The sequence below is a fragment of the Vibrio sp. ES.051 genome (assembly GCF_002563795.1).
Lineage (GTDB): Bacteria > Pseudomonadota > Gammaproteobacteria > Enterobacterales > Vibrionaceae > Vibrio.
On record NZ_PDJL01000006.1, the window covers coordinates 327774 to 340493 of the forward strand.

Below are 12720 nucleotides of genomic sequence, written 5' to 3' on the forward strand. Positions count from 1 at the left end.
TCTATCTCTTTGTATTAATGGTGACGTTTTTAATTACTACTGAGAGCTCAGCTCAATATCCCATACGTTTTTACCAAAGCTATTTAACCATTTAGTCAAGTAAAGTGAATCAATGACGCTTGCAGACACTTTCAAACTATCGCCTAAGTCAAAAATACGTTGGTCTTCTGATATTGGTGTTTCATACAAGAAATATCCTTCAGACTTTTTTATATGAAACGTCAAATAAGAATGCTCTCCTTCACCAAATCCGAACCTGCCATCAGCATCGTATTGGGCTAAGTCGAACTCTCTTGGTCGTTCAAAGTGAAAGGTGGACAATGTTGCCTCGAGAACTCGATGCACAGCCAACGTCCTTTCATTAGAATAACCATCAAAGCGACAAACTAGGTACAAACGATTTCCTTGTTGCGCCATTCCTAGAGGCATTACTGACGTTTTTTTTATCTCACCGTGTCTATTTTTGAATTTTACAGTTACCAACCTATTTTCATATAAGCCTTGGCTTAACACATTAAGAACATTAAGGTTCATCTCAGGAGGTAATAAAGGCTGAGTCTCACTAACCACCCTTATTTTTTTTAACCAGTCCTTCTCCTTTTGATTGTTTGGTGTGTCATTTAAGTTATGTTTGGCTTCCTGAAAGAAACTGTCCATGGATGCAGAAACGTTTTTGGGGAGGAGTCTTGCTAAATATTGATGCGCTAAACTGAGCAATAGTGACTCATGAGGTGACATGGTAGGTACGCTAAGCATAGGGTGATGTTTTATAATTTTATATCCATAGGGCTTACTTTTATCATTACGATCTAACGCGAACTGCTCTGACAACGTTTCCATGATCCGCTGTATAGTTCGAACGTCTCTTTTTATGCCCACTTCAGTTAACTGACTTTGAAGTTCTTTAATTGTAATGTACCTAGACGTGGGGATACGTTTAAGTATTTCAAATGCTAATGTCAATGACTCGTTCAACGATGATTTTTTATTCATTATGATATTTTACCGCACTTCATCTGATACTTTTAAACACTCGTCAGTTAGGCTTGCCGATGCGACTTAAAATCTAATGTGTATAGCTTTCCACAAGGCATCTTTACTTCACTGGATTTTATGATGCCATGCGACATTTCGTGTCGTATTAACAACCATTAGATAGTTTTTTTGGCTGTTAACTTGCTTAGCTGTCTGGAGATTATTCTTTTGCAATTTTAAAAAGCGTCTTCATCTGAAAATGAATGTTTATTCAATCGCTGAACCAACCGTGAAACCCCAATCAATAATCAGTTCATTCTCAAGTGATGGTTATGTATTGAGAGCTCCCATAAATCCACTAACACATACCCATGCTTCAAAGTAGATGAGTAAAGTCGGTCCGTATCGGACAACTCCGATTATGTCATCTGGTATTGAGGGGGGCGTAGTAACTTCATACCTCAGCGTATAATTGAAAGCATATTTTTTTACTTTATTATTGGCTTGAAAGTCCCTACCTTAGCAGAGCGACCTAGGGTTAGTTTAGGGTGTAGAGGTTAAGTTAGAAGTAGTAACGACCACCAACATACAAGCCACGAATCGCAATTTTTACATCATCAATTTCAGTATTTGCGCTTCGGTAACCGACATTTAAGCTAATACTTTCATTGATGTTATATCCGCTCTCTACACCAAATTGATAGCCTGTTTCAGACTCTTCAACGGTATACTGTGTGTCATTTGTCTTATCTTTCAGAGTCATTTGACCTAACCCCAATACACCCGCGATGTAAACGCCAGTATCAAAAGTATATTTAGGCTTAAGATTGACAAAGATCGCATGCCCATCTGCTTGCATCACTCCGAAAAAGTCCACCTCGCCAAAGGTTCGGTATTCAACTTCACCTGCAAGTTTAAAAGACTCTTCTATATCTGATTCATATCCTACAACGGCACTAAAACCAACATCATTTGATTTTTCGATTGATGCACCACTATTTTCTAGTTCTGTATCATTCGCAAACGCCACATCAGTGCCTAGATAAAAGCCTGTTTTGGTATCAGCAACTGCCGCATTAGTAATGAAAAAAGTTAACACTGCCAACGAGAATATATTTTTAATCTTCATCATTACCTTAAAATCTCACTAATTATGCCTATATGCATTCACGTAACTTTAATTTTATCAATAATTACATGAAATTACCGGATGGCATGATATTCGACATCATATTGACAAACAATGACTAACGTCACACCGAGTGAAGTACATACAACATTAAACCTATATTAATTCCATGATAAAAAGTGGGGCGAGTGGTTTCATCTTATTCCCCTTAGCATCGATAAAAAAAAAGAATCAATAAAGGGACAAACAGCATGAAAAAGTAATAAATTTCGATTTTCAGATAGTGATAGCCTGACCTCAACAACCAACGCAAACAGGCACATCACGTATTTCAACGAGAACTTTGTCGCGTTTCCGGGCAAGATGAAGAAGAGTTACTGGGAGGCTTCCTCAAGGCCGTTCACATAAGAATGTGCTCCGTTACGCATTTGTTCAGATTGAGAGTATATTCAACAAGGTAAGATCTGCATGGGCTGGTAACAATAGGTGCAAAGCACCTCAACACTACTGGGTATCGGTTTTTATGACGCTCATGCATGGAGTAGCCCCACACTGGGTATTGTGATGATATCTCCCATATGTAACTGGCGCTGATGATGAAGCCCTTCGAGCCGCAACGGCAAAATCAACGTCAGTCGCTCCACAAAGTAAGTAGGCTAAATCGCGCAGAACATGCACCCTAGAGGTTTAATTTCTAGGGTGATCCTGCTTTTACTAACTTGAGCTTTGTTGTGTAGTCCATAACTTAACTCTTATCACGCCATGATCCGTCCCAGACAGCAGTTTTGGACACCTAATTAAGTCAGTACAATCACTAACGAGGTGACAATTGGTGGCTCATACAGCGCCCATTCACAATGGAAAGTTGAGCTTTCATCTCAAGGGAGCACGGCTAAGGCGTATGATAAAGACGAGCGCCTAACCGGGTTTATTGTGACCAAAGAGAATATAAATCAGACATTTACGCTTCTACGTGAAGTGCAGTCCACCGCTCGCGGATAAAGTACGTTCTCAAATAAAGCCAACAACGATCTCTCGTCGTTGGCTTTGCCTACTGTTGCCAGCTTAGAACTTGGCTTTAAACCAGACCAATCGGTGATCAGACGATATCGATTTACCATCACCAAATTTGCCAATTCGACTATCGTTGAACAGTTTGCGTCCTTCTTCATAAGACGCCGCCCAGTATACACCAGAGTTTACAACATTCAGGTTGGCAGAAGGCATGGCGTAATCAACACCTAACCCAAATGTAGAGGTAATACGATTAGGGTATGGGTGAGTTGACATTTTATCCACTGCGTGTTCAGCCGCACCAAAACTGGTTGGATACAACTCACCATTCATCACCTTTTGATTCACGAGCGGATCGTTGTGAAGTGCTTGCATGACCGCACTAATGCCATCACCAGAAACAGGATCGAGGTTTTGATCCCCCATCATCACAAATTTCGCGCCATCAGGTAACCCACCTTTGATACCGGCATCATCATAGAAATAATCTTTTCCTTGGATGTAATGATGCCAGAATTCAACCTCTGCCGCATTTTGTGCTTTGTTTTTTCCGGTATCAAATACGGGTGGTGTGGGGTGAGACATCAATAAATGCACCACCTCATCCCCTTTACTCGTTGGGATAATAATAGGTGCATCTACGTGGTTTTTAGAAGAAAGACGAACCTGCGCCCACTCTTCACTCGTATACCATTCATCACCGCACGCCATCCCATTAGGGATTGGATTTCTTGGATCGTCACAGATGGTAATGGTGGGGATGGTCGCCCCTTGCATGTCCTTCCATTTAAATTCTTGAAACGTTCTTGTATTGGCGGTATCGATTTTGTATTTAGACATCAACGCAAACGCATACTGCCCATGATAAAAGCCAAAGCCCCATGCATCGCCGGGCATTTGTCCTGCTGTCCCGTTGTTATCAAGATCAAACTCACTCAACAAACCGGTATTGGTTGAATACGATTCTGCGTAAGGGTATTCGATGGGTTCGAGATTAGCCTCACCACCTGCGCCATCTAAGCTCTGAGCAACAGACAAATAGTTTTTCTGAAAGCCTTCTAGTGCGGCTTTTTTGCTGCCAGTACCATCATTGTTAAATTCCGCCATCATCAAAACGTCAGGTCGATTTTTTTGAATGATCGCGGCAACATTACGAATTTGAATGACTTTTTCTGCGATCGCTTTGTCGTTTTCCGCAATCGTTGCGTCTAAATAGCTGTTTACTAACGTGGTTTGCTGCGCTGGTTCAATTTGCATCTCTGCCACGAGGTCTTCGAACGTGGCTCTATCAAAAGAGAGGTTATAAGTGGCGATTTTTACTTCGCTGGGGGCTACGGTTACGTATTCTGTATCATCATCGCAGCCTGAAAGTAACGCCGCGCCAATGAGAAGAGCAAGAGGAGTTTTCAACATTTTCATAAAGGTTATTCCTTGTTTTTATTCGTTATCCTCCTGAATATTAAGATCGACGCCTCCTCTCTGTAAGAGACACTAATCACACTAAACGGTGACTGTTTCCATAAAGTTGCTGTGTTATTGTGAGTTTTGTTGCCCCAGTGATACTTCCAACATTAATCGGTCACATACGACTAGCAACGAAATCAGTGTGAAGCTAGATATACTGTAAACGCCCCACGAACCCACGGGCTGATGTTGCTAATGTTTGAAGTTCCAAGGCAGGAGCGCATCGATATCAGGTTCAGCTTTCGCTAACTCCTGTATGCACTTGACCATATAGTCGTAAAGGATAAGACCGTTGGCTTTTGCTGTCTCGACGATACTATAAAGCATTGCGCTCGCTTCAGCCCCATTAGGGTTAGTTGAGAAGAGCCAATTTTTTCTGCCAATGACCAGCGGTTTTATTGCGCGTTCAGCACGATTATTATCTATCGATAAATGACCGTCATCGATATAGCGGATAAGTTTCGGCCATTGGCCGAGCGTGTATTTTATCGCCTTACCCAGCGGGCTAGACTCCATCACTTGTTGAGTCGTCATCCACTCGTACAACTCATCCAGTATCGGCTTAGCATGCAGTTTACGTTCTGCTTTTCTTTTTTCAGCAGATTCACCTTTTAAGCGGGATTCTATTCCATAGAGCTTCTGGATTTTGGCCAGCGCTTTATCCGCTTTGCCTGACTTACCTTTACCTTGAAGCTTCTTAGCATCCATGAACTTACGCCGTGCATGCGCCAAGCAGCCAACATTAGTGACTTGGTGAAGCCCATCATAGGCACCATAGCCATCGGTTTGCAGATAACCACTGTAATCCCCCAAGAAGGTAACAGGGCATGCCCTCGCGCGACTGTTTTGATAGTCGTACAAGGCGATATTTTTCACATTAGGAAGTGCGGCATCTGGCGAGTCTGCACCCGAGCAGTAGAGCCACATGTAACACTGTTTATCTTCCTTGAGGACATTGAGCGGCGTTTCATCCGCCTGAACCACCACTTGCTCTAGCAGGTGCGCTTTCAAGGCTGCGTAAAGTGGAGCGAACTTCTCACTGGCTTGGATAACCCACCTTGCCATAGTAGTCCGTGATAGCTCGATACCCGACTGAGTAAACAACGACTCTTGGCGATACAGTGGCATCGCGTATTGGTATTTACCAAGGATGATGTTGGCCAGTAAGCTTTCTGTCGCGAAGCTCTTCGGGATAATGCTTTGTGGTGCTGGCTTTTGAACGATGCGATTGTTGTTTTCAGTTTACTCACACTGACGACAAGCATATTTAGGACGAACATATTCCAGCACTTTGAGCACGGCTGGTGAGAACTCAAGTTTCTCACTGCGGTCTTCACCGATTTTATGAAGTTCATGATTACAGCATGAACACTGCTTTTCATGGTCGTCTAAGTCGAGTTCGATAACTTCACGAGGCAAGGTCTGTGGAAGTGGCTGCGTTTACCCCGTTTCTTCGTTGTGGTGGTCGTCGTGACTTCAACTTCTTCTTCCTTAGCGGCTTCACATTCCGCTTCGTTGAAGAGATCACCTTGGGATTCATCGTAAGGCTTTAATGCCTCCGAGCGTCTAGCGAACTGACGGTCGAAGGCAAGCTTGAGCTGTTCAAGTAGCGACTGGCGCTCTTGTGTCCACTCAGATTCTTTCTGTTTTTGCGACGCCATCAGAGCTTTCACCATCGCTTGTAGCTCGGCAACATCTTGGCTTTCTGGGTTGATATTTGGCGTCTTTTTCATGGCATTTATTGTACTAAAATCATGTCGTTAATGCTTGGTGGATAAGGCTTTATTATCGTTTAAGTCATTGTAAAATTGTTTATTTAATGGGTTTATGGCCGATAATCGTGAAGCCAGAAAGCAGTCTATCAAGCTCGAATTGAGTCAGGGTAAACACCTCATTTTGCTCTTTTGATGGCCACTTGTACTTGGCTTTTTCGAGGCGCTTGTACCAAAGAGCAAAGCCTGTTTTATCCCAGTACAGCACTTTGATTTTGTCGCGCTGTTTGTTGGTGAACAGGAACAGTGCGCCGCTGCCCAAGGGCAAGTCGGTGTCATTTTCAATCATGGCAGCGAGGCCGTTGATGGACTTTCTAAAGTCGACGCTTTCACGATAGAGATAGATTTCGGGAGCACTGAGCATGTGTTTCATGACAGCGCACCGATAAGTTCTGCAAGATAGGTCGCTGGCGTGCCTTGTGGGATGCTCAGTTCAACACTGTTTACAAGTAGTGTCATGTTGGCAACGGCAACGTGAGTGGCTTGATACTTTGTGGTCTTTTCAACGACTTCTGCTTTAACAAAGCCAACCGTGTTCGGTTTTTCGATGTGCTTTAACTGTTGGCGCTTAGCATAAAAAGTGGAGAGGCTCAGTCCGTTACGTTCACAGAATAATCATTGTGATAGCTGGCTGGATTCATAGTGTTCGAACAGGGTTCGCCATTCTTGATTAGTGCGCCGTTTGGCCATTTCAAATCTCCTTTGGGTTAGAGGTTTGATCTTATTATTCGGGCTAAACGATTAAAATGCGGGGTTTATGATGCGCTTACAAAACAGCAATGCTTCAACAAGAGCTAACTACCGTAACCAAGTATAAATTGTGGTCCATTAATCGAAGTTATAGAAGTCTCTGTGGGGTCTCACCGCTAGCGTTAGGTTCCACAATTTCAGTTATGATCTGTTAATTTTTGTATTACAATGCAATCAACGTAATACAAGGAGGCTCAAAATGCCTTCTCTGCTAATCAGTACCTTGAGATATTCAGAGGCTTCCAACTCGTATGAATCAGTCTACCTTCTGGTAAAGCAAACAATGCGAGTCACCGAAAGTAGCGCATATCGCACTGTTAAAGCGCAATTTACACCAAAAAATAATTGCTCTTAATTATAACAGACAAACATTTGCCACTTTCTGAATTTTTTAACACTCAAGAAAAAGTCATGAGTATTTATGAATAAAAAAGTCATTATTTCCATTGTGCCCCATTTAGCTGGCGGCGGTGTGGAAAGGTCTGTTATTGAACTCAGTAAAGGACTGAGTCAACAGTATCCAGACACAGACGTCCACATCGTCACCATTAAACCCTACAAAAGCCAGATGACCATTCCTACCAATGTTCATATCCATAATGTTGATACCCAATTGCGTAATACGCTGGGCATGCGGTTCAGCAGCCAAGCCAAAGCCCGCATAATTGACTCTTACATCAAGCAGCACATTGCGAGTGAGCCCGACCTGATTCTATGCCACCAAGATACGGTGTCGAAATTAATGTGCCACACCGAATTTGCCAATATTCACCACGTAATTCATACCAATTTATGTCGTAATAAATTCACTCATGGCAATCGACTGGCTCGTTGGCTGCGGAAGAAGCAATTGCAGAGTGTGTATCGCCATGGATCGTTGGTCTGTGTCTCTGAAGGCGTCGAGCGTAGTGTGCATTCCTGTTTAGGGAACCAGCGTACACGTGTGATCCCGAATGGCTTATCGGTGGAAGATCTCCATTGCGCGACACAACCCAAGATAGATTTTGATCAGCCCTACCTGATCCACGTGGGGAATTTTGGCCCCGCTAAACGCCATGATCGTCTCGTGAAAGCGTATATCAAGTCAGGTATTCAAAACTGGGATCTGGTAATGATTGGACAACAAGATGCAGTATGGAGCCCGGCTGTGGAGAAAATCTTAGAGGCTCATCCTGAGGCAGCAGCCCGTATCCACGTGTTGGGCTTTGTGCGTGATCCCTACCCTTGGATCGCACGCTCAGAGGGCTTAGTGTTGTCCTCCGATTACGAAGGGTTGGGGATGGTATTACTCGAGGCGGTAGCCCTCGGCAAACCGGTTGTATCGACCGACTGTGAAAGCGGTCCACGTGAGATCGTCGGCGAGCAGCATACGCATTGTTTGAGTGCGCTGACTGTCGACAGCTTGGCGGAAACCTTGCGGCAGATGCATCAAAACCCAGCATGTTTTATTCCGCCTTGGCAAGCTAAGTTTGGCTTGAGTGCCATGTGTAACCAATATTACCAACTCGCCACAACACGTGAATGTCATTAATCTAGAGGTCAAAAGCCAGGAAGGAAGTTCGCATGAACACGTTTAAATCCGCATTGGACTTAAGTCCAATGTCGACCGCCTCTCTGTCGTTCAGTATGTGGGACGCGGTCATTGCTTTGCCGGTGATGGTTTGGGTGTTTGGTGGCCAGTTGCTCACGGCCGACGCGTACAAAATCTTGGTCGGATTAAGCGTACTGTCTTTTGTGATATCGGGCTGGCGTCATGGTTGGGTTACGATGTGGCAGCGTTTACGAGGCAGTGGTTGGTTACAGGCACTGGGCCTGTTGCTGGTCATGGCAGCGATGTACAAGGAGTATAACGGAGGCGTATCGAACGGTTTGTTGCGGGGATACGCCATTGCTTGGTTGTTTTTCTTGGCCTTGCCCCGGTACGTAGCGGCTCAGTTGTTGGCGCGTCTAGAGTGGTTTTTGTTGTTAATGGCCATCGTCTTGTGCGTCAATGCTATCTTGTATCATTATGTATGGATGATGCCCCGCTCGCGATGGGTAATCAATGCCATCCCCTTTACGACAATCTCAGCCGCCATCGCGATACTGACGCTGATACGAGGCATTTGGCCGTCCAACAAAGTGAAACTATGTTTGAATACCACGGCGTTCGTGTTGAGCTTTAATTCCCTCATCATCGGCCAGAGCCGCGGAACGGCATTAGCGTTTTTGGTCGCTCTGGTTGGCGTACTGGGATATGGATGGTGGCGCCAAGTGGGTTCAATGTACCGTTTCTGGCTCATGGTGGGATTGATGCTGGGGTCGCTAATAGTGAATATGAACGCCATTGTTGAGCGCAGTGAAGCGACCCAGATCGAAATTGAAGCCATCCAGGCGAATAACACGCACACTTCGATTGGGATCCGTTTGGAGCTGTGGCGAGCCAGCGTGCATTCACTGATGGAGAGCCCGTGGTTCGGTTTAGGCGATCAGCACCAGGTACACCGACAACAACTGGCGAATGAAGGGCGCATTGATCAAGCGATCGTCCGCTGGGACCATTACCACAACCAATATATTGACACTCAGATACGCCGTGGTGTGGTTGGGATCGCGCTGCTGGCTCTGATTCTGGTCGGCCCTTTCATGGGTTGGCGTCGATGGCCATTGGAGGCCCAGTTATCAGCTGGGGCACTAGTCGTGGTGTACACCGTTGCCGGACTCACGGATGTACCATTCGATCACGTTCAGCCTCTATTGGTGTTTCTGGTAGTGGTCACACTGTATGAGCGCGTCCATTCAACACGCCATCGAGGTGGACAAAGGCCCAATAATGCCGCTCTTTGAATGAGGGCAGCGTCAGCTGAACTGTCCAACCAGAACTCTCAAATTCATGAATTTTCCGCGTGATCCAGATGAATGAACCTCACACCATTTTTCCCGTTTTTCTTAATTTTATACATGGCCAGATCGGCTTGATGGTACACTTCTTCAAAATGATGTCCGCTCTGACTAAAGAGACAAACGCCAATACTGATTCCAATGGTTACGTTAGTAAGCGTCTGATTAACCGCAGGAGCAATCGAGAATAAAAGGGCGTGACAAAAGCGGGTGAGCTCTTCTTGATCTGAATATGAGCATAAGACGACGAACTCATCCCCGCCAATGCGTCCAACCTCAGCCTGAGCAGGGGCCAACTCTTTTAAACTGTGTGCAATATTAATCAGTAATTGATCACCGGCCTGATGACCCAAATTATCGTTCACGGCTTTAAAGTTATCGATATCAAAAAATATCATTGCGGCTTTTTGCAGGGTTTCGGCGTCTTTACGAGCATAAAAACGTTCTTCAATTGCACTTCTGTTGAGCAATCCAGTCAACCGGTCGGTGGATGCCAACATGGCTAACTGTTGTTCAAACCGTTTTTCTTTCGTGATATCGATGTGCGTTCCCATCATACGAAGAGGAGAGCCATTGGCATCGTACTCAACAATACGCCCTCGATCATAAACATAGCTATCACTGCCATCTTTATGAACCATTCGATAAATAACCTCATACAAGTTGGCTTTACCCGACAAATGATCCTCAAATGCTCTTACCGCAAGAGCATAATCATCGGGGTGTAGATTGTTTTTCCAGGTTTCGACCGTAGCAGTCAGTTCATGTGGTTGGTAGCCGAGCATTTCGCCCCACTCCATGTTGAATATGGTGAGCGTGCCTGATGGAATGTGCTGCTCCCACAAACACAAGCCATTGCTATCCAGCGCCGCATTCAACTTTTCTTGTAGGCGAGTATTATGACTTTTTAGCTCTCTATTTTCTTGTTCTAATTGTGCAACTTTATCTAAATACTCTTCCATTATTTCAATCAAAGTTAGGGGGCAAAGTGTTAATACAAAAAGCGGTCACTGTCTATGCTCATTCAACTTAAGTGCCGTTTTTAAGAATTGAGAATCATCCATCATTCTGAATGCCAACAAGCCTGTCCTTCCTAGTCGCGGCGCCATAACTAGAGAGCTTTACCACTGGCTCATAGAAGCCGTTCGTCTGTGTCAGTGTCTAATGAACACGCTAGCTATAAGTAACCACTCACGACCTCATCATGATAATGACACCTTTTTTATAAAAACTTCACTCGCTCATCGATACACTCATAAGAACCCATGTCGAACTCCCGACATATCCAAGGCCGGTTTTCGTAGATTGTGCACATGTACGTTTCTCGGTCTAAGGCCGCACACCAACCATCGTTTAATCGCATCATCGTCTCGCCACCATACTGGTCACGTTGGATAAATTCGTCTGGTACGCCAGTGTCTGAAATGATCATCACTTCAAGACGACAACAACACGCTTTACAGTTTGAGCAAGAGACATTAGAGGAAGCGGCGTTTTTAATCGGTATATTCATGAGTCACTACAATTTAGTCAATTCTGCATCATACCTTAAAATTTAATCTGAACTATCCCAAATTTCTAGAAGATACTTGCCCTGCGAACGATAGAAGTACGGCGAAGGTGTGAACAAGATCCTCACCTCAAAGCTATCACCAACGTATTAGCGATATTACGTCAGTATTCAGCACTTTTCCAAAGTGCGTGACACCGCCAACGGATGACGAAAGGCATTAACTAGCCCCGTGAAACGCCCTCAACTTCTGTCACGCTATGGGCATTGGCTCGCTCTATAATTTTCAATATCACCGTCTGAATACTCTCATCTTCACGCACGTCCTGCTTAGAAGAGAATGTTTGACATTGCGGTTCAGCTCCCTCTTCAAGCACGAACTTTATGACGACTTCTGTGGCTAATTCTGACTTCTCACCGAAGTACTCAATAGAAACGAGTGGGTAACCTTTAAAACCTTTACCAATTTGCTTGGCTATTCGCTTTTTTGCTTTGTCTATGTTCACTTTTAACCCTCATATGGTTATGAACTTCAAAAAAAGGTCACACATCTTAGTCGAAAAAACTTACCCGACTCTGCTATGACGTCTTTCATTTACGCTTTCGTTGATAATCTATCGGTAAAGTACACAAAAAGGAATGATGATATTGGCCAGCTAAACCAAACGCCTGATCATGTTGAGTTCTTGCGTGCTCTCGCCTATTCATAGCAGGAAAATGATAACGAAAAAGTGCGACTTGCCAGCTTATTTCTTACTATGTTGCTCTTTTCTCTTTTTTTTGAGATTTTTCTCATAGAAAATATCTGCAAAGTCCGCTTCGGTTAATACACCAAGCAAAAGATCTCTGACGACATCAGCAAGTAAGGCGTTGTCGATGACAATTTCAAACCCCATGACACCTAGACGCCGTGTTAAGAATTGAGCAACGTCACCATTGTGTCTAACCTATTGTGCGTAAACACTAAAGCCGATCCAAACCGAAATGGCTAAGCGTTAGGGAGCGGTCTTAAACGCTTTGTATCCTGCTGCCTGCCGCTCCAGGCGAACCAATCTCCATAGACAACTCTATTCAACCATTTAAATCACTTTTTCTATCAATTTATTGTTTTTGAGATCAATCCTCCAAATTCTCACAGTAATTGAGAAGTTCGTCCAAAAACCATTTCAACGACCTAATAAATGTGATTATGATGAAAAAAAACACAGAGACACCATATATCGACC

General features: G+C 44.1%; 11 protein-coding genes and 2 pseudogenes. 3 read left to right on the plus strand and 10 right to left on the minus strand.

All coding sequences use genetic code 11. The features are described 5' to 3' along the window. Nucleotides 1–36: 36 nt before the first annotated feature. Both ATG66_RS18690 and ATG66_RS18695 read right to left on the minus strand, forming a co-directional pair. Entirely contained in the window at nt 37–993 is a 957-nt protein-coding gene (locus ATG66_RS18690; protein WP_098416712.1) for a helix-turn-helix transcriptional regulator, read from the minus strand. A 544-nt stretch (nt 994–1537) separates the two neighbouring features. Further along, complete coding sequence (locus ATG66_RS18695; protein ID WP_098416713.1) at nt 1538–2107, minus strand: outer membrane beta-barrel protein; 570 nt, start codon at nt 2105–2107, stop codon at nt 1538–1540. Nucleotides 2108–2926: 819 nt separating this feature from the next. On the opposite strand from ATG66_RS18695, the gene ATG66_RS20885 reads away from it, so the two are divergent. Next, a complete protein-coding gene (locus ATG66_RS20885) occupies nt 2927–3106 on the plus strand; it encodes a hypothetical protein (RefSeq protein ID WP_257145773.1) in 180 nt (59 codons plus the stop codon). A 63-nt stretch (nt 3107–3169) separates the two neighbouring features. Here the strand turns inward: ATG66_RS20885 and ATG66_RS18700 are convergent, their stop codons facing one another. The 4 genes and pseudogenes from ATG66_RS18700 to tnpA all read right to left on the minus strand — a co-directional run bounded on the left by ATG66_RS18700 (nt 3170) and on the right by tnpA (nt 7044). Continuing rightward, nucleotides 3170–4537 carry an endonuclease/exonuclease/phosphatase family protein gene (locus tag ATG66_RS18700; protein WP_098416714.1) on the minus strand — a complete coding sequence of 456 codons (1368 nt, stop codon included), beginning with the start codon at nt 4535–4537 and terminating at the stop codon, nt 3170–3172. Between the two features lie 237 nt (nt 4538–4774). Next, nucleotides 4775–6315: pseudogene (gene tnpC, locus ATG66_RS18705) on the minus strand (IS66 family transposase). 79 nt (nt 6316–6394) lie between these two features. Beyond that, nucleotides 6395–6727 (minus strand): IS66 family insertion sequence element accessory protein TnpB, encoded by a 333-nt coding sequence (gene tnpB / locus ATG66_RS18710; RefSeq protein ID WP_098416715.1) that lies wholly within the window; start codon nt 6725–6727, stop codon nt 6395–6397. Beyond that, nucleotides 6724–7044, minus strand: a pseudogene (tnpA, locus tag ATG66_RS18715) (IS66 family insertion sequence element accessory protein TnpA). The gene tnpB and the pseudogene tnpA overlap by 4 nt, the downstream one beginning before the upstream one ends. Nucleotides 7045–7576: 532 nt before the next feature. Here tnpA and ATG66_RS18720 point away from each other — a divergent pair. Continuing rightward, entirely contained in the window at nt 7577–8635 is a 1059-nt protein-coding gene (locus ATG66_RS18720; RefSeq protein WP_179885726.1) for a glycosyltransferase, read from the plus strand. Nucleotides 8636–8667: 32 nt separating this feature from the next. Continuing rightward, a complete protein-coding gene (locus tag ATG66_RS18725) occupies nt 8668–9930 on the plus strand; it encodes an O-antigen ligase family protein (protein WP_098416717.1) in 1263 nt (420 codons plus the stop codon). 44 nt (nt 9931–9974) lie between these two features. Here ATG66_RS18725 and ATG66_RS18730 read toward each other — a convergent pair whose 3' ends face one another. The 4 genes from ATG66_RS18730 to ATG66_RS20890 form a co-directional block, all read right to left on the minus strand. Further along, on the minus strand, nt 9975–10946 hold the full coding sequence (locus tag ATG66_RS18730) for a GGDEF domain-containing protein (RefSeq protein ID WP_098416718.1): 972 nt from the start codon (nt 10944–10946) through the stop codon (nt 9975–9977). A gap of 260 nt (nt 10947–11206) precedes the next feature. Next, nucleotides 11207–11497 (minus strand): YkgJ family cysteine cluster protein, encoded by a 291-nt coding sequence (locus tag ATG66_RS18735; RefSeq protein WP_098416719.1) that lies wholly within the window; start codon nt 11495–11497, stop codon nt 11207–11209. A 221-nt stretch (nt 11498–11718) separates the two neighbouring features. After that, the gene (locus ATG66_RS18740) at nt 11719–12000 is read right to left on the minus strand and encodes a hypothetical protein (protein ID WP_098416720.1); all 282 of its coding nucleotides are present in this window, start codon (nt 11998–12000) and stop codon (nt 11719–11721) included. A gap of 240 nt (nt 12001–12240) precedes the next feature. Continuing rightward, nucleotides 12241–12390 carry a hypothetical protein gene (locus ATG66_RS20890; RefSeq protein WP_179885727.1) on the minus strand — a complete coding sequence of 50 codons (150 nt, stop codon included), beginning with the start codon at nt 12388–12390 and terminating at the stop codon, nt 12241–12243. Between the last annotated feature and the right edge of the window lie 330 nt (nt 12391–12720).

Excerpts from the sequence above, each read along its gene's own strand:
- ATG66_RS18700 (WP_098416714.1), bottom strand. The coding sequence starts at position 4,537 with ATGAAAATGTTGAAAACTCCTCTTGCTCTTCTCATTGGCGCGGCGTTA.
- tnpB (WP_098416715.1), bottom strand. The coding sequence starts at position 6,727 with ATGAAACACATGCTCAGTGCTCCCGAAATCTATCTCTATCGTGAAAGC.
- ATG66_RS18725 (WP_098416717.1), top strand. The coding sequence starts at position 8,668 with ATGAACACGTTTAAATCCGCATTGGACTTAAGTCCAATGTCGACCGCC.
- ATG66_RS18735 (WP_098416719.1), bottom strand. The coding sequence starts at position 11,497 with ATGAATATACCGATTAAAAACGCCGCTTCCTCTAATGTCTCTTGCTCA.
- ATG66_RS18730 (WP_098416718.1), bottom strand. The coding sequence starts at position 10,946 with ATGGAAGAGTATTTAGATAAAGTTGCACAATTAGAACAAGAAAATAGA.
- ATG66_RS18690 (WP_098416712.1), bottom strand. The coding sequence starts at position 993 with ATGAATAAAAAATCATCGTTGAACGAGTCATTGACATTAGCATTTGAA.
- ATG66_RS20890 (WP_179885727.1), bottom strand. The coding sequence starts at position 12,390 with ATGGGGTTTGAAATTGTCATCGACAACGCCTTACTTGCTGATGTCGTC.
- ATG66_RS18695 (WP_098416713.1), bottom strand. The coding sequence starts at position 2,107 with ATGATGAAGATTAAAAATATATTCTCGTTGGCAGTGTTAACTTTTTTC.